General features: G+C 61.9%; 27 protein-coding genes. 12 read left to right on the top strand and 15 right to left on the bottom strand.

Features of this window, described 5'->3' with window-relative positions; genetic code table 11:
• Positions 1 to 197: 197 nt before the first annotated feature.
• The gene (locus CER19_RS01445; protein ID WP_003189627.1) at positions 198 to 1,043 is read left to right on the top strand and encodes a MoxR family ATPase; all 846 of its coding nucleotides are present in this window, start codon (positions 198 to 200) and stop codon (positions 1,041 to 1,043) included.
• Positions 1,043 to 2,221: a VWA domain-containing protein gene (locus CER19_RS01450; RefSeq protein WP_003189625.1), complete on the top strand. Its 1,179-nt coding sequence runs from the start codon at positions 1,043 to 1,045 to the stop codon at positions 2,219 to 2,221. Before CER19_RS01445 ends, CER19_RS01450 begins: the two co-directional genes overlap by 1 nt.
• A gap of 108 nt (positions 2,222 to 2,329) precedes the next feature.
• Here the strand turns inward: CER19_RS01450 and CER19_RS01455 are convergent, their stop codons facing one another.
• From CER19_RS01455 to CER19_RS01465, 3 genes are read right to left on the bottom strand one after another with little or no spacing between them, the layout of a single operon-like run.
• Positions 2,330 to 3,247, bottom strand: a complete 918-nt coding sequence (locus CER19_RS01455) for a biotin-dependent carboxyltransferase family protein (RefSeq protein WP_116665125.1) — start codon at positions 3,245 to 3,247, stop codon at positions 2,330 to 2,332.
• On the bottom strand, positions 3,244 to 3,948 hold the full coding sequence (locus CER19_RS01460; protein WP_116665126.1) for an allophanate hydrolase subunit 1: 705 nt from the start codon (positions 3,946 to 3,948) through the stop codon (positions 3,244 to 3,246). The genes CER19_RS01455 and CER19_RS01460 overlap by 4 nt, the downstream gene beginning before the upstream one ends.
• Entirely contained in the window at positions 3,945 to 4,685 is a 741-nt protein-coding gene (locus CER19_RS01465) for a 5-oxoprolinase subunit PxpA (protein ID WP_116665127.1), read from the bottom strand. Before CER19_RS01465 ends, CER19_RS01460 begins: the two co-directional genes overlap by 4 nt.
• A 175-nt stretch (positions 4,686 to 4,860) precedes the next feature.
• Here CER19_RS01465 and CER19_RS01470 point away from each other — a divergent pair, with 175 nt between their 5' ends.
• A complete protein-coding gene (locus CER19_RS01470; RefSeq protein ID WP_044272889.1) occupies positions 4,861 to 5,781 on the top strand; it encodes a LysR family transcriptional regulator in 921 nt (306 codons plus the stop codon).
• 114 nt (positions 5,782 to 5,895) lie between these two features.
• Here the strand turns inward: CER19_RS01470 and CER19_RS01475 are convergent, their stop codons facing one another.
• Genes CER19_RS01475 through CER19_RS01485 form a run of 3 tightly spaced genes read right to left on the bottom strand, consistent with a single transcriptional unit; the run spans position 5,896 to position 7,783 of the window.
• A complete protein-coding gene (locus CER19_RS01475) occupies positions 5,896 to 6,438 on the bottom strand; it encodes a DUF2937 family protein (RefSeq protein WP_034134972.1) in 543 nt (180 codons plus the stop codon).
• A gap of 10 nt (positions 6,439 to 6,448) precedes the next feature.
• Positions 6,449 to 7,225, bottom strand: a complete 777-nt coding sequence (locus tag CER19_RS01480; protein WP_116665128.1) for a class II glutamine amidotransferase — start codon at positions 7,223 to 7,225, stop codon at positions 6,449 to 6,451.
• 30 nt (positions 7,226 to 7,255) lie between these two features.
• The gene (locus CER19_RS01485; protein WP_116665129.1) at positions 7,256 to 7,783 is read right to left on the bottom strand and encodes an MFS transporter; all 528 of its coding nucleotides are present in this window, start codon (positions 7,781 to 7,783) and stop codon (positions 7,256 to 7,258) included.
• A 24-nt stretch (positions 7,784 to 7,807) separates the two neighbouring features.
• Between CER19_RS01485 and CER19_RS01490 the strand changes: the two genes are divergently transcribed.
• Complete coding sequence (locus CER19_RS01490; protein WP_116665130.1) at positions 7,808 to 9,850, top strand: S9 family peptidase; 2,043 nt, start codon at positions 7,808 to 7,810, stop codon at positions 9,848 to 9,850.
• Here the strand turns inward: CER19_RS01490 and CER19_RS01495 are convergent.
• Positions 9,847 to 10,128, bottom strand: coding sequence for a hypothetical protein (locus CER19_RS01495; RefSeq protein WP_014717488.1), 282 nt, complete (start codon positions 10,126 to 10,128; stop codon positions 9,847 to 9,849). The genes CER19_RS01490 and CER19_RS01495 overlap by 4 nt on opposite strands.
• 78 nt (positions 10,129 to 10,206) lie before the next feature.
• Here CER19_RS01495 and CER19_RS01500 point away from each other — a divergent pair, with 78 nt between their 5' ends.
• The 4 genes from CER19_RS01500 (at position 10,207) to CER19_RS01515 (ending at position 12,403) form a co-directional block, all read left to right on the top strand.
• Entirely contained in the window at positions 10,207 to 10,893 is a 687-nt protein-coding gene (locus CER19_RS01500) for a spermidine synthase (protein ID WP_003189610.1), read from the top strand.
• An 89-nt stretch (positions 10,894 to 10,982) separates the two neighbouring features.
• Positions 10,983 to 11,357, top strand: a complete 375-nt coding sequence (locus tag CER19_RS01505) for a YajD family HNH nuclease (RefSeq protein ID WP_003189609.1) — start codon at positions 10,983 to 10,985, stop codon at positions 11,355 to 11,357.
• Between the two features lie 160 nt (positions 11,358 to 11,517).
• On the top strand, positions 11,518 to 11,985 hold the full coding sequence (locus CER19_RS01510) for an RNA methyltransferase (protein ID WP_116665131.1): 468 nt from the start codon (positions 11,518 to 11,520) through the stop codon (positions 11,983 to 11,985).
• 67 nt (positions 11,986 to 12,052) lie between these two features.
• Positions 12,053 to 12,403 carry a DUF2892 domain-containing protein gene (locus CER19_RS01515; RefSeq protein WP_019818260.1) on the top strand — a complete coding sequence of 117 codons (351 nt, stop codon included), beginning with the start codon at positions 12,053 to 12,055 and terminating at the stop codon, positions 12,401 to 12,403.
• A 142-nt stretch (positions 12,404 to 12,545) separates the two neighbouring features.
• Here the strand turns inward: CER19_RS01515 and CER19_RS01520 are convergent, their stop codons facing one another.
• Together CER19_RS01520 and CER19_RS01525 are read right to left on the bottom strand one after the other, a co-directional pair.
• A complete protein-coding gene (locus tag CER19_RS01520; protein ID WP_116665132.1) occupies positions 12,546 to 13,766 on the bottom strand; it encodes a hypothetical protein in 1,221 nt (406 codons plus the stop codon).
• Positions 13,767 to 13,779: 13 nt separating this feature from the next.
• Complete coding sequence (locus CER19_RS01525; RefSeq protein ID WP_116665133.1) at positions 13,780 to 14,229, bottom strand: YcgN family cysteine cluster protein; 450 nt, start codon at positions 14,227 to 14,229, stop codon at positions 13,780 to 13,782.
• 153 nt (positions 14,230 to 14,382) lie between these two features.
• On the opposite strand from CER19_RS01525, the gene CER19_RS01530 reads away from it, so the two are divergent.
• The gene (locus CER19_RS01530; protein WP_116665134.1) at positions 14,383 to 14,976 is read left to right on the top strand and encodes a nitroreductase family protein; all 594 of its coding nucleotides are present in this window, start codon (positions 14,383 to 14,385) and stop codon (positions 14,974 to 14,976) included.
• Positions 14,977 to 15,099: 123 nt separating this feature from the next.
• Here the strand turns inward: CER19_RS01530 and CER19_RS01535 are convergent, their stop codons facing one another.
• The 5 genes from CER19_RS01535 to CER19_RS01555 form a co-directional block, all read right to left on the bottom strand.
• Positions 15,100 to 16,032, bottom strand: coding sequence for a D-2-hydroxyacid dehydrogenase (locus tag CER19_RS01535; protein WP_116665135.1), 933 nt, complete (start codon positions 16,030 to 16,032; stop codon positions 15,100 to 15,102).
• A 107-nt stretch (positions 16,033 to 16,139) separates the two neighbouring features.
• Positions 16,140 to 16,433, bottom strand: a complete 294-nt coding sequence (locus CER19_RS01540; protein WP_014717482.1) for a YcgL domain-containing protein — start codon at positions 16,431 to 16,433, stop codon at positions 16,140 to 16,142.
• Positions 16,430 to 17,563, bottom strand: coding sequence for a ribonuclease D (rnd, locus tag CER19_RS01545; protein ID WP_073523246.1), 1,134 nt, complete (start codon positions 17,561 to 17,563; stop codon positions 16,430 to 16,432). Before rnd ends, CER19_RS01540 begins: the two co-directional genes overlap by 4 nt.
• A 122-nt stretch (positions 17,564 to 17,685) precedes the next feature.
• Complete coding sequence (locus CER19_RS01550; RefSeq protein ID WP_116665136.1) at positions 17,686 to 18,285, bottom strand: class I SAM-dependent methyltransferase; 600 nt, start codon at positions 18,283 to 18,285, stop codon at positions 17,686 to 17,688.
• Between the two features lie 98 nt (positions 18,286 to 18,383).
• Positions 18,384 to 19,754 (bottom strand): glutamine synthetase family protein, encoded by a 1,371-nt coding sequence (locus tag CER19_RS01555; protein WP_116665137.1) that lies wholly within the window; start codon positions 19,752 to 19,754, stop codon positions 18,384 to 18,386.
• Positions 19,755 to 20,202: 448 nt separating this feature from the next.
• Here CER19_RS01555 and CER19_RS01565 point away from each other — a divergent pair, with 448 nt between their 5' ends.
• Positions 20,203 to 20,976 carry a transporter substrate-binding domain-containing protein gene (locus tag CER19_RS01565; protein WP_116665138.1) on the top strand — a complete coding sequence of 258 codons (774 nt, stop codon included), beginning with the start codon at positions 20,203 to 20,205 and terminating at the stop codon, positions 20,974 to 20,976.
• 86 nt (positions 20,977 to 21,062) lie between these two features.
• On the opposite strand, the gene cynR is transcribed toward CER19_RS01565, so the two are convergent.
• A complete protein-coding gene (cynR, locus tag CER19_RS01570; RefSeq protein ID WP_116665139.1) occupies positions 21,063 to 21,914 on the bottom strand; it encodes a transcriptional regulator CynR in 852 nt (283 codons plus the stop codon).
• 112 nt (positions 21,915 to 22,026) lie between these two features.
• Between cynR and CER19_RS01575 the strand changes: the two genes are divergently transcribed.
• Positions 22,027 to 22,668: a carbonic anhydrase gene (locus CER19_RS01575; RefSeq protein WP_116665140.1), complete on the top strand. Its 642-nt coding sequence runs from the start codon at positions 22,027 to 22,029 to the stop codon at positions 22,666 to 22,668.
• Between the two features lie 28 nt (positions 22,669 to 22,696).
• On the top strand, positions 22,697 to 23,167 hold the full coding sequence (cynS, locus tag CER19_RS01580) for a cyanase (RefSeq protein ID WP_116665141.1): 471 nt from the start codon (positions 22,697 to 22,699) through the stop codon (positions 23,165 to 23,167).
• The last annotated feature ends 32 nt before the right edge of the window (positions 23,168 to 23,199 follow it).

The raw sequence follows: 23,199 nt of genomic DNA on the forward strand, positions 1-23,199 counted from the left end.
TTGCCTGCGATCGCGTTGGGTCAGTCAACTGATCTGTCACTGATACACCGCTATCGCAGGCAAGCCAGCTCCCACACTTCCTGCATGGGCCAGGGCTGATGTGACCCGCCATTCAGAGACTGAATGCCCCGTCTGCGTTCACAGTCGCCGGGGCTGCGCGGTATAGTCAGGCCATTGATGAATTCGAGGAATGACCGATGAAGTTCGAAGGCACCCAGGCCTATGTGGCTACCGATGACCTGAAACTGGCCGTCAACGCCGCCATCACCCTGGAGCGGCCGCTGCTGGTCAAGGGCGAACCGGGCACCGGCAAGACCATGCTCGCCGAACAACTGGCCGAATCCTTCGGTGCCAGGTTGATCACCTGGCACATCAAGTCCACCACCAAGGCACACCAGGGCCTGTACGAGTACGACGCGGTCAGCCGCCTGCGTGACTCACAACTGGGCGTGGACAAGGTGCACGATGTGCGCAACTACCTGAAGAAGGGCAAGCTGTGGGAAGCCTTCGAGTCCGAAGAGCGGGTGATCCTGCTGATCGATGAAATCGACAAGGCCGACATCGAGTTCCCCAACGACTTGCTGCAAGAACTCGACAAGATGGAGTTCTACGTCTACGAAATCGACGAGACCATCAAGGCCAAGAAGCGCCCGATCATCATCATTACCTCCAACAACGAAAAAGAGCTGCCGGATGCGTTCCTGCGTCGCTGCTTCTTCCACTACATCGCCTTCCCCGACCGCACCACCCTGCAAAAGATCGTGGATGTGCACTACCCGGACATCAAGAAAGACCTGGTCAGCGAAGCGCTGGACGTGTTCTTCGATGTGCGCAAGGTGCCGGGCCTGAAGAAAAAACCTTCCACCTCCGAGCTGGTCGACTGGCTCAAGCTGTTGATGGCCGACAATATTGGCGAAGCGGTGCTGCGCGAGCGCGACCCGACCAAGGCCATCCCTCCCCTGGCCGGCGCCCTGGTGAAGAACGAGCAAGACGTGCAGTTGCTGGAGCGTCTGGCGTTCATGAGCCGTCGCGGTAATCGCTGATGCTGCTCAACCTGTTCAATGAGATGCGTGCCGCCAAGGTGCCGGTGTCGGTGCGCGAGCTGCTCGACCTGATCAACGCGCTCAAACAGCGCGTGACCTTCGCCGACATGGACGAGTTCTACTACTTGGCCCGGGCGATCCTGGTCAAGGACGAGCGGCATTTCGACAAGTTCGACCGGGCCTTCGGCGCCTATTTCAACGGCCTGGAAAAGCTCGACGACCACCTGCAGGCACTGATCCCCGAAGAATGGCTGCGCAAGGAGTTCGAACGTTCCTTGAGCGATGAAGAACGCGCGCAGATCCAGTCCCTCGGTGGCCTCGACAAGCTGATCGAGGAATTCAAGAAACGCCTGGAAGAACAGAAAGAACGCCACGCCGGTGGCAACAAGTGGATCGGCACCGGCGGCACCAGCCCGTTTGGTTCCGGCGGCTACAACCCCGAAGGCATTCGCGTCGGTGACGCCGGCAAGCGCCAGGGCAAGGCCGTGAAAGTCTGGGACCAGCGCGAGTACAAGAACCTCGACGACCAGGTGGAACTGGGCACGCGCAACATCAAGATCGCCCTGCGCCGCCTGCGCAAGTTTGCGCGCCAGGGCGCGGCCGAAGAGCTGGACATCGACGGCACCATTGACCACACCGCCCGCGATGCCGGCTTGCTGAATATCCAGATGCGCCCCGAACGCCGCAATACGATCAAGCTGTTGCTGCTGTTCGACATCGGCGGCTCGATGGACGCCCACGTGAAGATCTGCGAAGAGCTGTTCTCGGCGTGCAAGACCGAGTTCAAGCACCTGGAGTACTTCTACTTCCATAACTTTGTGTACGAGTCGGTGTGGAAGAACAACCAGCGTCGCACTTCGGAGCGCACGTCCACCCAGGACCTGCTGCACAAGTACGGCGCCGACTACAAAGTGATCTTCATCGGCGATGCGGCCATGGCGCCCTATGAAATCACTCAGGCCGGTGGCAGCGTCGAGCATTGGAACGAGGAGCCGGGGTATGTGTGGATGCAACGCTTCATGGCCAAGTACAAGAAGCTGATATGGATTAACCCCTACCCGAAAGATACCTGGGGCTATACGGCCTCGACGGGGATTGTGCGGGAGCTGGTGGAGGATCAGATGTACCCGCTGACGTTGCGCGGGTTGGAAGAAGGTATGCGTTTTCTTTCCAAATAACACCACCGCCTTACTGTAGGAGCGAGCTTGCTCGCGAAAAACCTGAGACCGCCGCGTACATCTGGATGCCCGCGTTATCGTTGACGTTTTTCGCGAGCAAGCTCGCTCCTACAAGGGTTGGCTAAAACGCTGCAAAAACTTGATGTGCTGCCGATGCGCCGCCTCCTGCACCACCGGTGCCAACCGCACCTTCTCTCCCGGCAAACACTGCGCCAGCCGCGCCAAGGATAAAGGCGTCAACGCGCCCAACCGCGGATAACCACCGATCGTCTGCCGGTCATTGAGCAACACAATCGGCTGCCCATCCGGTGGCACCTGGATCGCGCCCAATGGAATCCCTTCGGAAATCAACGACGGCCCCTGGTATTGCAATGGCGTACCGAGCAAACGCATGCCCATGCGGTCGGCACGACTGTCCAGGGACCATTCGGCGTTGAAGGCATCAAACAGACTTTGCCCGCTGAATTGGCCTATCTGCGCGCCGATGATCACGTCCAGCGATGCACCGGATTGCACATCCGGATTGGCCAGCACCTTCATTGCACCGCCCGTACCGGAGTAAGCCAACCGCCCGCCCTCGGCTAATGCCTTGCCGAAACCGTCCACCCCACCCAACGCTTCGCGCACGACCGTGGCACAACTGCCCAGTACAGCCTGCGCATCAAAGCCACCGGGCGCGGCCAGATAAGCGCGTGCCCCGTTGAACGGTTGGGTGAAGCGCAGGCGTTGGCCCTTTTGCAGAATAAAACTGCGACCCGGGCTTATCGCACGCTCATCGACATAGGCGCCCAGATCAGCACCCGCCAGGGCCAGCAGGCAATAGTCCTCGGCCTGCACGGTAAGGCCGCCGAGGGTGATTTCCACCACCGGGGCATCCAGGGCATTGTCCAACAGCCAGTTGGCCCAGGACATTGACACCCAATCCAGCGCGCCGCCCTGGGTCACGCCCAGATGGCGCACGCCAAATCGCCCGGCGTCCTGCAACAGGCACAGCGGCGTGCTGGCCTCGATGATCAAGCGGCTCATGCCTGCGCCTCCAAGGGCGTATCGTCGCCACCCAGGTTGACGAATTGCGCGTGGCTGACCGCTTCGAAACGCACCGTGTCGCCGGGCTGCATCAGGCTGTAGCCGTCGCGTTCACGGTCGAACAGCTTGGCCGGGGTGCGGCCGATCAGGTTCCAGCCGCCCGGGGACACCACCGGGTACGCGGCGGTTTGTCGTTCGGCGATGCCGACACTGCCGGCGGCCACGCGTTTGCGCGGCGTGTTGAGGCGCGGGGTGGCGAGCACTTCGTCCACCAGCCCCATAAAGGCAAACCCTGGGGCAAAGCCGAGGGCAAACACCTGATATTCGTGGGCGCTGTGGCGGCGGATCACCTCCTCCACGGCCAGCCCGCTGCGCTGGGACAGCAAGGTCAGTTCCGGGCCGACACTCAGGTCGTACCACACTGGCAGCACATGGCACTGGCCGCTGCCCTGGGCCTGGGGTTGCAGATCGGTGAGGGCCTGGTCGATCAGCGCCCGGGCCTGGGCCGGGGTCAGCGCCGTGAGATCGTAATGCACCATCAAGGTGGTGTAGGACGGCACCAGGTCCACCAATGCCGGGCCAAAACCGTTGCGCAGGCGCTCGGTAGCCGTCAGCATCCAGGGCATGTTGGCTTCGGCGATCACGTCAAACAGGCGCACCATCAGGCAGTCGATCGCCACCACTTCAATCCGTGGGTTCATGCTGTTTTCAACGCTTCACGGATACGCTGCACGGCGGCGACCGAACTGGCGTTGTCGCCATGCACACACAGGGTATTGGCCTGTAGCACCAACGGGCTGCCGTCGCTGGCGATCAGCGATTCGCCACGGGAAAGGGTCAGGGCCTGCTGCACGATGGTGTCGGCGTCGTGATGCACCGCGCCGGGTAGCTGGCGAGACACCAGATGCCCCTTACTGTCATAAGCACGGTCGGCGAAGGCTTCGAACCACAGGGTCACCCCGTATTCGTCGCCCAAGGCTTGGGCTGCGCGGTTATCGCGGGTGGCCAGCAGCATCAGCGGCAGGTCGCCGTAAGCGGCCACGGCCTGGATCACCGCACGCAATTGCGCCGGGTTAGCCATCATGTCGTTGTACATCGCGCCGTGGGGTTTCACATAGCTGACGCGACCGCCCTGGGCCCGGCAGATGCCGTCCAGCGCGCCGATTTGATAGTGCAACAGGTCCTGGATTTCCTGCGGCGTGTAGTTCATGGAGCGCCGGCCGAAGCCTTGCAGGTCCTGGTAGGCCGGGTGAGCGCCCACTTGCACGCCGTGCTTGAACGCCAGGCTGACGGTCTTGCGCATGATGCTCGGGTCGCCGGCATGGAAACCGCAAGCCACGTTGGCGCAATCAATGAACGGCATGACCTCGGCGTCCAGACCCATGGTCCAGTTGCCAAAGCTTTCGCCGATGTCGCAGTTCAATAGCAGGCGGCTCACGGTGGTCGCTCCTGTAGGCTTTGTTTTCTTGTAGTGTGGGATTTTTTACGCAGAACTCGCAACTTGTCCTGACACCCCGACGACGCTTATCGTGGAATAACTCGATTTTTGGCGCTTGCCCGGTGCGACGTCCAACTAATAAAAACCGATCCATGCATAAGAAAAAGTTGATCCCATGAATTTGAAGTTCCTCGAAACCTTCGTCTGGGTGGCCAAGCTCAAGAGCTTTCGGTTGACGGCCGAGAAGCTGTTCACCACCCAAGCCTCGATCTCCAGCCGCATCGCCGTGCTCGAAAGCGAGTTGGGGGTGAAGCTGTTCCTGCGTGATTCGCGTGGCGTGAGCCTGACCCCGGAAGGCTTGAAAGTGCTCGACTATGCCGAGCAGATGATGGTGACCATGCAGGGCTTGAAGCAGTCCCTGGAGACCACCAGCAGCAAGGTCGGGCGCATTCGGATCGGCGCAATGGACACGGTGATCCACACCTGGCTCAGCCCGCTGGTGGCTGAACTGATGAAGCTATACCCGCTGGTGGAGATCGAGCTAATCGCCGATACGGCGCTGAACCTCAGCGATCAGCTACAAAAAGGGTTCCTCGACCTGATCCTGCAAACCGACCTGCTGCGCCTGGAAACCGTGCGCAGCCTGGAGTTGGCCAGCCACCCCATGGCCTGGATCGTGGCCAGCCAGTCGATCTACAACCGCGACTACGCCTCCCTCGCCGAACTAGCCCAGGAACGCATCATCACTTACTCGAAAAACTCTCACCCGCATCAGGACGTGTTGAGTTTGATGCAGGCCAATGGCGTGGCCGCACCGCGCATGAACTGCGTGAATTCGGTGTCGGCGATTACCCGATTGCTGCGCGATGGCTTCGGTATTGGCGCACTGCCGCCGGTGCTGGTCAGCGAAGAGCTGGAGCGAGGGGAATTGGTGATGCTGCCCATGGCCCAGCGCCTGCCGAACTTGCAGGTGGTGGTGTCGTGGCGCGTAGGGGTGGAGTTGGTGGAGGAGATTGTGGGGTTGTGCCAGAAGGTGGTGGCGCGCTATGCCGAGGAGGTCGGTGCAGAACGCATGCAACTGAATAAACCCGACTGATCGTTCCCACGCTCTGCGTGGGAATGCAGCACAGGGCGCTCTGCGCCCTCACGCGCGACGCGGAGCGTCAGAAAAAGCATTCCCACGCGGAGCGTGGGAACGATCAGTGGGTCGTTAGAGGCCCTTGAGGTCCCGCTCTTCGATGGGCCGGCTCTGGCGCAGGCGCCGACCGCCCAATACCACCCAATCGATCAAGCGATACAGGCATTCAATGCCGAATGACAACAGCATCGCCCCGCCCAGGCCCCAGCCCATGGCTTCGGGCGTCAGCAGAATCTGGTAGCTGTAGCCATTCCAGGTCTCCAGACGGATATCCGGGTCGGCAGCCACCGCCACTTGCAGGGCACGGATGTACCACGGGCCTTGCATGGCCTGGTATTGCTTGTCCAACTCGAGTTGGCGATCGAGCATAGCGCCCAGGCTGCTGGCGTCACTCTGGAACACCGGGTCATCGCTGGCACGGTAATGCGCCACCAAGGCTTGCATATCACCGTTGAAGAACTGCTGCGCCGTGGACTCGAAACCGCGCAAGCCGGTCTGGGCCTCGATCAAGTGGGCTTCGACGCGCTTGGCGTAGTCATTGATAAACCCCGGCACCTGCACGCCAACCAACAAGCCAACGGCAAACAGCACCAACCGCAGATAGCTAAGCAACATGCTCGATTCCTTACTCGGTAACGCCCTGGCTGACACATTCACCGCGTCGCCACAGGCTCCATTGGCCCGGTTCGTAGCGGGTCCAGTTTTCGTTGTCGGTCAACGGCTCGGGGGCGATCACCGTTACCACATCATTGGGGGTGGTTTCGGCCTGAAAATCGACGATCACGTCGACATCTTTCAACCGCGCCGGGCCAAAAGGCGCCCGCCGGGTGATCTGTGCCAGCTTGGTCGAGCAATAGCAGAACAGCCAGTCGCCGTCGCTGAGCAGGCAGTTGAACACGCCTTTGCTGCGGTATTCGGCGCAGGCGGCGATCAGGTCGGGTAGCACCTGTTCGATGTCCACCGGCTCGGGGAAGGCTTCGCGCACGCGGTTGAGCAAGTCGCAGAACGCCGCCTCGCTGTCGGTATCGCCCACCGGCCGGTAGAAGGTGGCGCGGGGGGTGAAGTCCGCCAATTGGCCGTTGTGGGCAAAACACCAGTTACGCCCCCACAGCTCGCGCACGAACGGATGGGTATTGGCCAGGCTGACCTTGCCCACGTTGGCCTGGCGAATATGGCCGATCACCACTTCGCTCTTGATGGGGTAACGCTGCACCAGCAACGCGACTTCCGACTCGCTGCTGGCGGCCGGGTCCTGGAACAAGCGCAGGCCACGGCCCTCATAGAAGGCAATGCCCCAACCGTCGCGGTGCGGGCCAGTGCGCCCACCGCGCTGCATTAGCCCGGTAAAGCTGAACACGATATCGGTCGGGACGTTGGCACTCATGCCCAATAATTCACACATGCCAGGGCTCCCGATGCAGGGCAAACAACGTTAAAGGCGCGGTTCGACCCGCATACCACCGGCAGGCGCCGGGCGACGGAACGGTTCGTCGTCTTCCGGCTCGGCGGCCAGGGCGGCATCGGCAGCCGCCTTGCGCTCACGGCGAGCGTTGGCAGCGCGCTCGATGGGCCAGCGGATCAGCACAAACACGATGTACAGGGCAAACACGATCATCGTGTACATGAACAGGTCGGAAATGGCGCGCCAGGCGTTGTTGCCGACCTTGAGCACCAGGTCCAGGGCGGTAATGGCCACGGCCGGCGCAAACTGGGTCTTGACCGGGTCGACGATAGTCGGGCTGAGCAGCAACACTGCCATCAGCAATTGCAGGGGCTCGCGCAGCCAGCGCCAAGTCCAGCGGGTCATGCGCCACCACACCAACAGGCAGCCCAAAGCGGCGAAGGCGTAAAGGCCCCAAGCGGTCAGATAGTCGTTCTCGGTCATGGTGTCCATGGCAAGGTTGGCAAACAGGCGGCTATGATAACGGCTTTTACGTGTCGCGGCTGCAATGCCTGCCACCGTCTGCCAGATAGGGAATTATCCATGCCTATTTCCACCGCACCGATTGCCCGCAAGGCCCCAGGCCCAGACCCGTACGCCTGGCTGCAAGAACGCGACAACCCTGAGGTACTCGACTACCTCAAGGCCGAAAACGCCTGGCAGGAAGCCCAACTCGCCGACCAGCAGGCGTTGCGCGAGACCCTCTTCGAAGAGATCAAGGGCCGCATCCTCGAAACCGACCTGTCCCTGCCCTCCCCTTGGGGCCCGTATCTGTATTACACCCGCACCACCGCCGGCGACGAATACGCCCGCCACTACCGCTGCCGCCGCCCGGCCGATGACAGCAACCAGGTGGACACCAGCAGCGAAGAGCTGTTGCTGGACCCGAACGCGCTGGCCAATGGCGGCTTTTTCTCCCTGGGCGCATTCAGCATCAGCCCCGATCACCAACGCCTGGCCTATAGCCTCGATACCAGCGGCGAAGAGATTTACACCCTGTTCGTGAAGGAATTGGCGACCGACAAGGTCAGCGAACTGGCGTTCGACAATTGCGACGGCAGCATGACCTGGGCCAATGACAGCCTGACCCTGTTTTTCGGCGAACTGGACGACACCCATCGCCCGCACAAACTGTATCGCTATCGCCTGGACGGCACCGCAGCGCAGGAAGTGTTCCACGAACCTGACGGCCGTTTCTTCCTGCATTGCTACCGCTCAAGCTCCGAACGCCAACTGTTGCTGGCCCTGGGCAGCAAGACCACCAGCGAAGTCTGGGTGCTGGACGCCGAGCAACCGCACCTGGCCTTCACCTGCCTGGCGCCACGGGTCGAAGACCACGAATACGATGTCGACCACGGCAAGCGCAATGGCCAGTGGACCTGGTTTATCCGCAGCAACCGCGACGGCATCAACCATGCGCTGTACGTGGCCGCCGACACCGGCACGCCGCCCACCGAAGCCGACTGGCAGAACCTGATCCCCCACAGCGACGAAGTCATGCTCGACGGCGTGAGCCTGAACGCCAACGCCATGACCTTGAGCTTGCGCATCGGTGGCCTGCCGGTTATCGAAGTGCACCCTGAGGATGTGCCGGCCTATCGGGTGCAATTGCCTGACGCCGCCTACAGCCTCTACGTACAGAACAGCCTGGAGTTTCCCAGCGACAAGATCCGCCTGCGCTATGAGGCCTTGAATCGCCCGGCCCAAGTGCGCCAGCTCGAGCTGGCGACAGGCGCGCAGGTTGTGCTCAAGGAAACTCCGGTGCTGGGCGTCTTCAACGCCGACGATTACGTCAGCCAGCGCCTGTGGGCCACTTCCGCCGACGGTACTCAGGTACCCATCAGCCTGGTGGTCAAGCGTGACCAGCTCGGCAAGCCGACGCCGCTGTACCTGTATGGCTACGGTGCCTACGGCTCAAGCCTGGACCCGTGGTTCTCCCATGCGCGCCTGAGCTTGCTTGACCGTGGCGTGGCGTTTGCCATCGCCCACGTGCGCGGCGGCGGTGAACTGGGTGAAGCCTGGTATCGCAGCGGCAAGCAGGAACACAAGCAGAACACCTTCAGCGACTTTATCGCCTGCGCCGAACATTTGATCGCCGAGGGCCTGACCACCTCCCAGCAACTGGCGATCAGCGGCGGTAGTGCCGGCGGCCTGTTGATCGGCGCGGTGCTCAACCAACGCCCGGATTTGTTCCAGGCGGCGATTGCCGAAGTGCCGTTTGTCGATGTGCTCAATACCATGCTCGACCCGGAACTGCCGCTGACCATCACCGAGTACGACGAGTGGGGCAACCCCGAGGACCCCGAGGTGTACGCGCGCATCAAGGCCTACGCGCCCTACGAGAACGTTCGCGCCCAGGCTTACCCGGCCACGCTGGTGATCGCCGGCTATAACGACAGCCGCGTGCAGTACTGGGAAGCCGCCAAGTGGGTGGCCAGGCTGCGGGATACCAAGACGGACGACAACCTGCTGCTGCTCAAGACCGAGCTGGGTGCCGGCCATGGCGGCATGAGCGGGCGCTATCAGGGGCTACGTGACGTCGCCCTCGAATATGCCTTTGTGTTCAAGGCCCTCGGTCTGGTCTAACCGCCCGGCGTTTTCGGCTTGCTGTCGTTCTGCTGCAGGCCAGGGACCGTCTGGTCCTTGGGCGGCGCCGGCAGCACGATGGGCGCCAGCGGGGGCGAGCCATTATGGGTCTTGGGCGCAACGGGCGGCGTGACTTGCGGGTACAACGTGGGCGTTGGCGTGCCCGGCGCGCCTGGGGTTGGCGCGGGCGCGACCGGTACGGTTTGTAACTCCTGAGCCTGCGCGGTACCCAATGCGAGCGCGCTCAACACAATGACCGTTAGAATGCTGCACTTCATCGATGGCTCCATGGCCTGACCGGAATGCCCTAAGGCTACTCCCAACCGCGCAAGAATGCCCTTCCCAATGAGATTTCCATGAAACGTTTCGTTCTGCTGGACACCACCCCAATCCCCGACAACGGCGGTGCCTTGTGCCTGTTCGAATACGGCGAAGACTTCGTCATCAAGATCCAGGGCGGTGACGGTGGCCAGTTGATGAACACGCGCATGCACGGCTCCGAAGATGCCCTGGCGGAGATTCCCTGCCGCAAAGTGGCCGGGCGCCCGGGTTCGCGGGTGCTGATCGGCGGCCTGGGCATGGGCTTTACCTTGGCCGCGGCGCTCAAGCATTTGGGCAAGAGCGCCGAAGTGGTGGTGGCCGAACTGGTGCCCGGCGTCGTGGAGTGGAACCGTGGGCCGCTGGGGGAAAAATCCGGACGCCCACTACTGGATCCACGCACCGTGGTCCGCCAGGAAGACGTGGCCAAGGTATTGCAGGCCGAGCCCCAAGGCTTTGACGCGATTATGCTCGACGTCGACAACGGCCCCGAGGGGCTCACGCAAAAAGCTAACAGTTGGCTGTACTCGGCCAGTGGCCTGGCCGCTTGTGCCAAGGCCCTGCGACCCAAGGGCGTGCTGGCCGTGTGGTCGGCCAGCGCCGACAAGCTGTTCAGTGACAAACTGCGCAAGGCCGGTTTCAAAGCCGAGGAAGTGCAGGTATTCGCCCATGGCAACAAGGGCACCCGGCATACCATCTGGATTGCAGAGAAGCTCAAGGGCTGATCGCGGTTGATTCAATAGCGCCAATCCCCTGTGGGAGCGGCTAGAATCAACCTTGTCCGTGAACCACCCAATAATAGCCAGGAGCCATGATGAGCTCGAACAACCCGCCCTCCCACACCGCCAAGCTGGACCGCATCCTTGCCGATGCCCAGCGCGACCGCGAAATGGGCTACCGCGATAAAGCCTTGAAGATGTACCCCCACGTGTGTGGCCGCTGCGCCCGTGAGTTTTCCGGCAAGCGCTTGAGTGAACTGACCGTCCACCACCGCAACCACAACCATGATGACAACCCCCAGGACGGTTCCAACTGGGAGTTGCTGTGCCTGTACTGCCACGACAACGAACACTCGCGCTACACCGACCAGCAGTACTTCGGCGAAGGCTCCACCAGCAGCCCGAGCATTGCCAAGGCGACGCACAACCCGTTTGCGGCGTTGGCGGGGTTGATGAAGAAGGACGACTGAGGCTTTTCTTTGCCTGTTCCGGCCTCATCGCAGGCAAGCCAGCTCCCACAGTAGGAATGCATTTCCCTGTGGGAGCCGGGCTTGCCCGCGATGACGATCGTCCAAGCACTGCATCCCCCCAGGCCGTATAATCGCCGTTTTTCTCAAGGCACCCTTCCCCGTGGGCAATAAACGCTACAGCTGCATCGGTCTGTATAACCCCAAATCCCCCGAAAACGTCGGCTCGGTGATGCGTGCCGCCGGCTGCTACGGCGTGGCCTCGGTGTTCTACACCGGCGTGCGTTACGAGCGCGCCCGGGATTTCATCACCGACACCAAGAAGGTGCACCACGATATCCCGCTGATCGGCATCGACGACCTGAAAAAGATCCTGCCCCTGGGCTGCATCCCGGTCGCCGTGGAATTGGTCGAAGGCGCCCGCCCGTTGCCTGAATACACTCACCCCGACCGCGCGCTGTATATCTTCGGCCCCGAAGACGGTTCCCTGGACAAAGAGATCCGCGACTGGTGCGAGGACGTGGTGTACATCCCCACCACCGGCCGCATGAACCTGGCGGCCACGGTCAACGTGGTGCTCTATGACCGCCTGGCCAAGGGCAACAACACCCGTTCGGGCCCCAAGTACTGATATTGCGGGAACATCCGGCACATGCGCGCAGTCAGCTAGTAACACTTGCCCTTGTTGGAGACTGATCATGAGCGACAGCAAAACCTTGCGACCTATCATCGAAGCCACCCCGTTGAAGCCTCAACCCACCCAGAACGTGCATGGCTGGGAGCGCATCGGCTCAGTGGCCGGCGGAGTGATGATGGTGGGTAAAGGCCTGCGCCGCGGCGGGATTTTCGGCTTGATCCAGGTGGCGATTGGTGGCGTGGCACTGGCCCGTGGCTTTACCGGGCACAGTTCGCTCAAGGACAAACTGGAACAGGGCCGCCAGGAAATGAACAGCGTGCGCACGAAAATCGAGCGCGCCGGGGAAGAGTTGAAGAACCTGAAGACCAAGGCTGAAGTGGCGGCTGAAAAGGCTGTGAAACCTAAAGCCTGATCTAAGACTTGGACATGCTGGAGATTCAAATGTGGGAGGGGGCTTGCTCCCGATAGCAGAGTGTCAGCAGCCTACTTTTTGCTGACCCATCGCCATCGGGGGCAAGCCCCCTCCCACATTTTGAATTGCACAGGGCTAGGGATCAGCGCAGCAGTTTGCTGTCCAGCACCACCGACGACTCACCGATCACACTCTCGGCCAACTGTACGAACTCTTTGGTGTTGATGCTGTTCACCCGCATCACCGCCTGCGCCAGATCGTCCAGGGAGCGTTTGTTGTGGGTCTTCACGCGGATCTCACGGTCCAGTTCCTGCAATACCACCACCGAACGCGCCAGCGTCGCGCCGTTGACGTGCTCGCCTTTGAGCGTGGTGACGTCTTTGCCTTCCTTGGTCAGCCGCGCCTGGATCGCCGCATAGCGTTCATCGGTGATGCCGCCGGCACGCCGCATCAGTTCAATCGCGTAGTACTCGCCCAAACCCTCGCTGATCCAGTCACTGCTGTCGTGGTCGTTGAAACGCCCGATGGCCTGCACCATTTCGCGCAGCAACGGACTGCTGCCATTTTCGCCAACCAGCGGCGTGCGGCTGTTGAGGTAGATCGAATCGCGTAACGAATAAGCGCCCCGCCGCATCGGGTCACTGGCACCGACGATCAACAGTTTGCCGGGATGGCGCGGGAACGCGGCCTCCACCTGGGGCCAGACAAACGTCAGCAACGTCAGCACGTCCATGCGGCGCATGCCCTGGCCCTTGGGCGAGGCCACGGTGACGTCGGTTTCACCCAGGCGCAGGCGGCGGCTGCCGAGGTTGCCCGCCAGCATCCAGCCGGTGGGGCGGTCGAACAGGCGGGACACGTTGTCGATGCGGAATTTGTTTTGGCCGATGCGCGGCCAGGCGGTTTCGACGCTCTTCCAACCCGTCGGCAGTTCGAACATCAGGCGTGAGACCAGCTCGACGCCGTCCTGCTGGTCGAGACGGGCGGCCGGTACCAGGTCTTCGCCGCGCAGTAACGCCCAGCCGGGCGTGATTCGTGTGTCATAAACCCCGGGCTTGCGCGCATGGGCCAGGCGCACCCGGTAGGTCAGGCTGGCCTTGTCGGCGCTGGGTTGCCACAGGCCACGGTTGCCTGTGACCTGCCACTGACCATCGGCCTTGAAGTCGCTATAGTCACCGTCGCGGCCCAGGTCGAAGTTCAGGCTGCGTACCGCCGCGCCTTGGGACAGACTGACACGCACTTCGGCCTGCTGGCTTTGGGGCAACAGCTTGACGTGGTAATCCAGGTCGACTTTCTTCGCGCACCAGCCCGGCCCGCTCAGCGCCAGCACGACCAGGCCCGCTGCCCACTTGGCGGCCACCTTCATACACACTCCTCGTTCAGCCTGCGCGGAAAATCAGGTAATCCTCCCAGTCGTCCTCGGGCACGCTGCCTTCGCTGAGCATGCGCCCGGACTGGGAGATGCGTTCGTGGTGCACCGCGTCACGGTCGCCGCAGACCAGGTGATGCCACAGCGGCAAATCCTTGCGCTCGCTGACCAGGCGGTAACCGCAGGTCGGCGGCAACCATTTGAACTGATCGGCCTGGCCCGGCGTGAGCTGGATGCAATCAGGCACCGAGGCGCGGCGGTTGGGGTAATCGGTGCACTGGCAGGTTTTCAGGTCGAGCAGTTTGCAGGCGATACGCGTGTAATAGACGCTGTTGTCGTCCTCATCCTCGAGCTTTTGCAGGCAGCACAGGCCACAGCCGTCGCACAATGACTCCCACTCCTGCTGGTCGAGGTGCTCAAGGGTTTTGCGTATCCAGAAAGGTTCGACTTTGGCGGCCATGGCTCTGCATCAGTATCGGAAGGTGAAAAGGCCGCCAGTCTAGTGCCCAAGCCCGCTGGGGCCAAGCGCTTACGACTGACGGTGTTGCAAGACTTGTCAGGCCTGGGTGGGCGCAGTAGTTTTGAATCCCGTTTTTTTCATCAGGGTCTGTCCATGAGCAATAACTCCCGCGTTGCCGATTATCCGATCCACACCCAATTTACCGAGCGCTGGTCGCCCCGCGCCTTTACCGGCGAGAGCATCCCGCAGGAGACGCTGCTGAGTTTCTTCGAAGCGGCACGCTGGGCGCCTTCTGCCTACAACTCGCAGCCGTGGCGGTTTCTGTATGCGCGCCGTGACACGCCGGATTGGGAGCGTTTCCTGGGCCTGCTGAATGAATTCAACCGCAATTGGGCGCAACATGCGTCGGCCCTGGTCATCATCGCGTCGAAAACCGACTTCATCGCCCCCGGCGCCACAGAAGAAACCCCGGCGCTGTGGCACACCTTCGACACCGGCTCGGCCTGGGGCCACCTGGCGCTGCAAGCGAGCCTCAGTGGCTGGCACACGCACGGCATGGCCGGCTTCGATCAGGAACTGACCCGAAAGGAGCTGAAGATTCCCCAGGGTTATGCGCTGCATGCGGCCGTGGCGGTGGGCAAGCTGGGTGACAAGTCGAGCTTGCCGGAGTACCTGCAAGGGCGCGAAGTACCGAGCCCGCGCAAGCCGTTGAGCGAGCTGGTGTCCGAGGGGGACTTCAGCCTCTAAGCCTTGCATACACTCAATGTGGGAGCGGGCTTGCTCGCGAATGCAGTGGATCAGTCAACACATTGGGTGGCCGCCACCCCGCATTCGCGAGCAAGCCCGCTCCCACATTTTTTCCGCGTTTTGTCAGTAACCGCGCTCGAAATCCACTTCCCCGCGCAGCGCTTGCTTGGCCTGATACGCACGCAGATTTTGTACAAACAACTCCACCATCATCGGCGGTGAGGTCGGTGCCGAGCTGTGCCCGGTCAACAGCAGGCCCCACGCCGTCCAGAACGGGTGGCGTTGCGGCAAAGGCTCCTGGCGGCACACGTCGATCACCGCGCCGGCCAGGTGCCCTTCTTTGAGCGCCTCGACCAGGTCGGCGTCCACCACCGCCACGCCACGTCCGACGTTGATAAACAAACCGGTGGGCTTGAATTGCTTGAACAGCGCCGCGTCGTAGAGATCATGGGTATCAGGCGTGTTGGGCAGCAGGTTGATCACGTAATCCACCTCCCCCACCAGCCGGCCCAACTGGTCGAGCCCGGCCACTTCGATAAACGGCGCCTGCTCGCGGGCCTGGCTGGCGATGCCATACAGCTGCACGCCGAATGGCAGCAGAAACTCGGCCACGCTCTGGCCAATGTCACCGGTGCCGACGATCAGCGCCTTGCGCCCGGCCAGGCTCTGGCCCATGCGGTTATCCCACTTGCGCTCTACCTGGCTGACCAACCGCGCCAGCACTTCGCGCTCGTGGCCCAGCATGTAGGTGAGGACAAACTCGGCCATGACCTGGCCATAAATGCCCACCGCGCGGGTCAGGCGATAGTCGCGGGGCAAGCCATCGGCCAGCAGCGGCGTGATGCCCGCCCATGTCGATTGCAGCCATTGCGGGTGATGGCCCTGGCGCAGCAGGGTCGCCAACAGATCGGGCTGGCCCAGCCACACCGGGCAGTCGGCGGCCAGGCGCGACAGTTCGGCCGAGTCGCCGCTGGTCAGCACTTCGAGGTCTGGGGCGGCGTCCCTGAGCAATTGGGCGTAGAGCGGATGATCCTGTTCAGCAATCAGAACACGCATGGTTCAAACCTTTGAAAAAACAGTGCAGACGGCCGCCCGCATCCTTACGGCCACCGTCCTCTAATACGATTCCATTGAAACGGTGCCCTGAGCCGGGCACTGGTCGATCACATCGGGTCGTTGCGGCGCAGCAGCTCTTCGGGCAAGTGCTCGATGTACTCGTCCTCGGCCGGCGGCATTTGCAGGTGGTAGCCCTGCTTGTCGAGGTTTTCCAGCACCACAGTGATGTCTTCGCGCGACAGCTTGCGCTCCGGCGTCAGCACCATGTCAAAGGCGTGATGCGCCTTGCCGAAGGCTTCCATCAACGGCTCGGGCACGCGCTCCAGGGCATCGCTTTTGAGCACGTAGAGGTACATGCCGTCTTTTTTCTTGCTGCGGTAGATGGAGCAAATACGTTTCAAGGCTGTTCTCCGGCATTGGCCAGGCTGTCGAGCAACGCCTGGCCCATCAACTCGCGGCGCCAGCCACGCAGCGAGTCTGGCAATTGGTAAGGCCCATCGGGGTAGCCACTTTTAACCAGGGCTTCGAGGGTTTTCTTGCGCAGCATCAGTTCCGGCGCCATGTCCAGGCGCTCGGCGAAGGTTTGGCCCAGGGCCCGCAGTTGCTTGATCAACGCTGCAGCGTCCACGGGTAAAGGCTCAGCCACGGCAGGCGGCCATTGGTCCATGGGCACGCTACCGGTGCGTTTGATCAGGTCCAGCAAAAACTGGCCGTCCTGGCGCACAGTGCGCGGGTGCATGTCTTCGATCTTGCCCAGGGCGGCAAGGTTATCCGGCTGGGATTTGGCCAGGGGCCACAACGAGTGTTCGCGAATAATGCGGTTGCGCGGCAAGTCGCGAGCACGGGCCTGCTGCTCGCGCCAGGCGCACAGTTCACGTAGCACCGCGAGTTGGGCACGGGACAATTTCCACGCCAGCTTGGCGTCGCGGTACACCTCGTAAGGGTCGATCTCACGGCGCAGGTTGGCCACCAGTTCGGCGCCGTCTTCCAATACCCAGGCGTATTTGTCGTCCGACAGTTGCGGGCGCAGGCGCGTGTAAACCTCGGCCAGGTGCACCGCGTCTTCGGCGGCGTAGCTGATCTGCGTCTCCGACAATGGCCGCTGCAGCCAGTCGGAGCGGGTTTCACCCTTGGGCAACTCGATATCCAACACCGCCTGCACCAGGCGCGAGTAGCCCATGGAGAAACCGAGGTTGAGGTACGCCGCCGCCAATTGGGTGTCGAACAACGGCACTGGCAAGCTGCCAGTTAGGCGCAACAGCACTTCCAGGTCTTCGCTGCAGGCGTGCACCACCTTGATCACTGCTGGGTTCTCCAGCAAGGCGGCCAAAGGTTGCCAATTGTCGATGGTCAGGGGGTCGATCAGGTAAGCGCGCACGCCATCACCGATCTGGATCAGCCCGGCAATAGGGTAAAAGGTGTCGACCCGCATGAATTCGGTGTCGAGGGCGACGAATGGCAACTGCTGCCATTCGGCGCAATGCTGGCCGAGGCTATCGTTGTCGCAGATCCAGTGAATATCGATGGCCACACGGCTCTCCCTTGAAGAATGGCGCGCAGTATATATCGCGAAAGGGGCTTGCGAGCATCCGCAGTGCACACGCCATCATGAAAACTCCGATAGGAGATGAAGAATAGTCCGACAAACGGGCGTTATCCTCTCTTACGCAAAACGTAGACGCACCATCGCCGCGAGCCCGGCAGGAACTCTTGGTAATGGAGGATTTTGAAGCCGGCTTGGCGAAACTCGCTCTCTACCGGCGTGCCCACGTTCACGGCGACAATCACCGTGTCGCGGCTGACGCGGTGAAACTCGTGCAACAACATGAGTCGCGCATCACTGTCGGGCACATGGCGAAACAAATCCAGGCAGAAAATGCAGTCCACCGCATTCGCCGAAAGACCAATGGAAAACGCCGAGCCCTGGAATGTTTTGACACGTTTGAGCAACCCGCCCGGGTGATGGGTGCGCGCGTGATCGAGCATCGCCTGGGAGTTGTCCGAGGCCAGGATCACGCGGTTGACATGTTCGGCAAGCACCGGCCAGAAGCGCCCGGAACCGCACGCCAGGTCGAGGATAAGCCCTGGCTCCCCCGCCACCTTCAGGGCTTGGCGTACCAACCGCGCATCGCGCCACGCCGACAGGCGCTGCAACAGCCTGGGCGGACGCGGGTCGCCACAGCCCCGGGCATGCTCACGGTCATAGCGCTCAGTGAATTCGGTCTCGATGGAGGATGGAGGTTGTGGCGACATCGCGGGCTCATGTGAATGAAACGGTAGTAAACGACCTTGATCCGCAGCTTAACCCCCGCAACGTGAAAAAAAGGTCGAAAGCCCCCCACTAAAACCGGTCACGCTTGATGCAAGTACCAGCGCCAATCCTGCTCCCCTACCTCGCCCATGAACTGGCGGTATTCGGCGCGTTTGACCGCCAGGGAAACGCCGAGGAATTCGCGCCCGAACGCACCCGGTGCCCAGCGGGAGGTTTCCAGCGCGCGCAAGGTGGTCAGCCAGTCGGTGGGCAGCAGTTCCTTGGCCTGGGCGTAGCCGTTGCCTTCCACCGGGGCGCCAGGGTCGAGCTGTTCGCGGATACCTCGATGAATGCCGGCCAGGATCGCGGCGGCCGCCAGGTAGGGGTTGGCGTCGGCGCCGCAGATGCGGTGTTCGATATGCCGGGATTGAGCCGGGCCACCGGGCACACGCAGGCTGACGGTGCGGTTGTCCACGCCCCAGGTGGCAGCGAGCGGCGCATAGCTGTTGGTTTGGAAGCGTCGATAAGAGTTGGCGTTGGGGCAGAACATCAACAGTGAATCGAGCAAGGTACTGAGCATGCCGCCCACGGCCTGGCGCAGCAATGGCGTGCCGTCGCCAGCTTCACTGGCAAACAGGTTATTGCCCTGGGCATCGGCCAGGCTGACGTGCATGTGCATACCGGTGCCGGCCAGGTCGTCGAACGGCTTGGCCATGAAACAGGCGGTCATTCCATGCTTGTGCGCCACGCCCTTGACCAGGCGTTTGTAGCGCACGGCTTCGTCCATCGCCTGCAGCGCGTCGGTGCGGTGTTCGAGGGTGATTTCCACTTGGCCAGGCGCATACTCGGAGATGGCCGTGCGCGCCGGAATCCCTTGCAGTTTGCAGGCGCTGTAGAGGTCGGCAAGAAACGGCTCGATCTGCTCCAGCTCGCGCAGGCCGTACACCTGCGTCGAGCGCGGACGCTTGCCGTCCACATCCCGCGCCGGTTGTGGGCGGCCGTTGCTGTCGGGCTTTTGGTCGAGCAGGTAGAACTCCAGTTCCGCCGCCATCACCGGGTAATAACCGTCGGCCTTGAGCGCCTCGATAACATTGGCCAGCAGGTGCCTGGGGTCGGCTACGGTGGCGGGCAGGCCTTCGGTGGGGTGCATGCTGACTTGCACCGCCGCGGTGGGGATCAAGCGCCATGGCATGCGCTGCAAGCTGCCGCTGATCGGGTAGGCGCGGCAGTCGATATCCCCCACCTCCCAGACCAGCCCGGAGTTTTCTACATCATCGCCATTGATAGTCAGGCCGAGGATAGTGCTGGGCAGGGGCCGGCCACTTTCGTACACCGCCAGCAGTTCGTCGCGGTGCAGCAGCTTGCCGCGCGGTACGCCGTTGTTATCGAGGATAAACAGCTCGAACATCTCAATGTCGGGGTTCTGTTCAAGGAAGGTCTGGGCTTCATGCAGGCTGGCAAAAACACTCATGGGAATTCTCATACGTTTGCGTCAGGCAAGCGCGCAGGCGCCGCCGGGCAGATGCGCACAGGTGCGCGTCATCCATGGGGGTAGATCAACGTAGGAGAGAGGTATCTGGCGGGCGCGCGTGTCGGCAATGGAACAGAGCCCAGAACGCAAGCGCAGACGGCAATGTCGCGGTGTGAGTGTCGGGGCAAGCGTGCATGCGCGGTTCACAGTGATAGAGAGACTTGAGCGTCACACGCGGGGATACGCGGGTAAATTCAGGCTTGACGGAGTTTGGTTGCAGTTTGGCTAAACATTCTGTCTGTAGGAGCGAGCTTGCTCGCGAAGACCGTTAACGATAACGCGGGGTGCCTGGTGCACAGCGGCGCACTCCGGTTCTTCGCGAGCAAGCTCGCGCCTACAAAAAACGGGCATTATGGCTGCTTCGACCGTGCCCTAAGGATTCGACCCCATGAAAGCGCCTCTGGCCCTCTGTGTACTGGCAAGCCTGGCCAATGTCGCCCAGGCCGACACCGCTGCATCTCGCCTTGATGAAGTGATTGCGCGCGGCACCCTCACCGTGTGCACCACCGGCGACTACAAGCCTTACACCTCGCTGCGCAGCGACGGCGGCTATGAAGGCATCGACATTGCCATGGCCGAGTCCCTCGCCAAGAGCCTCAACGCCAAGATCACCTGGGTGCCTACCACCTGGAAAACCCTGATGCCGGACTTTCTCGCCCAACGCTGCGACATCGCGGTGGGCGGTATTTCCGTATCGTTGGAGCGTCAGAAAAAAGCCTTCTTCAGCCAGTCGCTCGGGGTCGATGGCAAGATCCCACTGGTGCGCTGCGCCGATGTGCAGCGCTACCAGACGGTGGAGCAGATCAACCAGCCCCAGGTGCGAGTGATCGAACCAGCGGGCGGCACCAACGAAGTGTTTGCCCGTGCGCACTTGGGCCAGACGCAGATTCGCCTGCATGACAACGTGACGATTTTTGATGAGCTGCTGGCGGGCAAAGCCGATGTGATGATTACCGACGCCAGCGAGGCGCGTTATCAGCAGAAGCTCAAGCCTGGGTTGTGCGCGGTCAACCCGGAGCAACCGATGCAGTACAGTGAAAAAGCCTTCCTGCTGCCGCGCGATGATGTGGCCTGGAAGAGTTATGTGGATCAGTGGTTGCATTTGAGTGTGGCGACGGGGGCGTATGCGGGGATTGTGGGGCAGTGGTTGGCTGCGCCTTGAATGCGGGGTGTCAGGTAGATCGGTGTTGATTGTCCGGCCGTCATCGCAGGCAAGCCACAGTTGGATCCTGGGGCGCCAGTCCGGTCCTACGCCTTGATCAACGCTACAAACGCCGCACACGCAGCGCTGCGATACGCGCCCTTGCGGCTCAGCAATGCCGCGGTGCGCTGCGGCAACGGTGGGTCAATCGCCACGGCATGCAAGCCTGCCTGGGCCTCGGCCAGTGCGCGGGGCAGGATGGTTGCCAGCGGCGTGCTGCGCACGATTTCGATAATCGCGCTGATGGAATTGGCCTCCATGGCAATCTGCGGTTTAACCCCTTGCCGGTGGCAGTAGTCGTCGATATAGCGGCGGGTGGCGAAGCCTGTGTTCAGTAGCACCAGGGGCTGTTCGAGCCAGGCCCGTTGTGTGCGTTCGGGATGACTGGCACTGACGACCAGGCTCAGTTCTTCGACAAACAGCGCCTCACAGTCGATCTCCAGCCCATGCTCGCCGGTAAAGCCGATGCCGATATCCAGCAGGTCTTCGCCCAGGGCGGCTTCGATGCGATCTTGGGTCAGTTCCTCAATGCTCAGGGTGATGCCAGGGTACAACGCATTGAACCGTGCCAGCAGCGGGCCGATCAGGTAGGCGGTGAAGGTCGGCGTCATGGCCAGGCGCAAATGCCCTCGGCGCAGGTCCTGCACGTCATGTATGGCGCGGGTGCCGGCCTGTAGATCCTGCAAGGCCAGGCGCGCATAACGCACATAGGCCTGCCCCGCGTCGGTCAGGCTGACACTGCGCCCGGAGCGGTCCAGCAGTGGCGCGCCCAGGCTTTCTTCCAGTTGCTTGATCTGCTGCGACAAGGTCGGTTGCGACACATGTAGCGCTTCGGCAGCCCGTGTGAAGTTGCGGTGCTCGGCAACGGCCAGCAAGTAACGGATATGACGCAACAGCATGGGCAGCGCTCCAACTATAGGCATGGCTTATAGATAGCATCATAAACCGGTCTTGGACGCTATAGCAGAAAACTTCCATCCTTGCCCCATCAGCGACGCAAGGAGAACCACCATGCAGCATCTCATCGACGGCTTTCGCAAATTCCAACGTGAAGCCTTTACCCCTCGCAGTGACTTGTTCAAACACCTGGCGACCACGCAAAACCCCGGCACCTTGTTCGTGTCCTGCTCTGACAGCCGTGTAGTCCCTGAGCTGTTGACCCAGCAGGAACCCGGTGACCTGTTCGTCATCCGTAACGCCGGCAACATAGTGCCGTCCTACGGCCCGGAGCCGGGAGGTGTGTCGGCCACAGTCGAATATGCCGTAGCGGTGCTGGGCGTCAGCGACATTGTGATTTGCGGGCACTCGGACTGCGGCGCGATGACCGCGATTTCCACCTGCAAATGCCTGGACCACCTGCCCGCCGTGGCCAACTGGTTGCGCCATGCCGAGTCGGCCAAGGTGATCAATGCCGCCCGTACGCATGCCTCGCACGCTTCCCGCCTGGATTCGTTGGTGCGCGAAAACGTGGTCGCCCAACTGGCTAATCTCAAGACTCACCCTTCGGTCGCCCTGGCGCTGGAACAAGGCCGGATGAACCTGCATGGCTGGGTGTACGACATCGAAACCGGCGGCATCGACGCTTTGGACGGGCAAACCGGGCGCTTCGTCTCCCTGCTCGACCATCCCAGCACCCGCGCCCACGCCGCCTGAACCCTATTCAACCCAAGAGGACGTCACCATGTTGCACTCCCAATTCGCCCAAACCCCACGCCTGGCCCTGGCCGACACCGTTATCGACCTCAAGGCACGCAAAAACCTGTCGTGGCAGGACCTCACCGACGGTACCGGGCTGAGCCTGGCATTCGTCACCGCCGCGCTGCTCGGCCAGCACCCGCTGCCCAAGGAGGCGGCCGACATCGTGTGCGGCAAACTCGGCCTCGACGAGGACGCCAGCCGCCTGCTGCAAAGCGTCCCACTGCGCGGCAGCTTCCCGAGCGGTGTGCCGACCGATCCAACTATGTACCGTTTCTATGAAATGCTGCAGGTCTACGGCTCTACCTTGAAGGCCCTGGTGCATGAGCAATTCGGCGACGGCATCATCAGCGCCATCAACTTCAAGCTGGACATCAAGAAAGTTGAAGACCCGGACGGCGGCTCCCGTGCGGTCATCACCCTGGACGGCAAATACCTGCCGACCAAACCCTTCTGATTTGCCGCCAACCGTCTACGCTCTTGGCACAC

It is taken from the genome of Pseudomonas sp. GL93 (genome assembly GCF_003408955.1).
Lineage (GTDB): Bacteria > Pseudomonadota > Gammaproteobacteria > Pseudomonadales > Pseudomonadaceae > Aquipseudomonas > Aquipseudomonas paracarnis.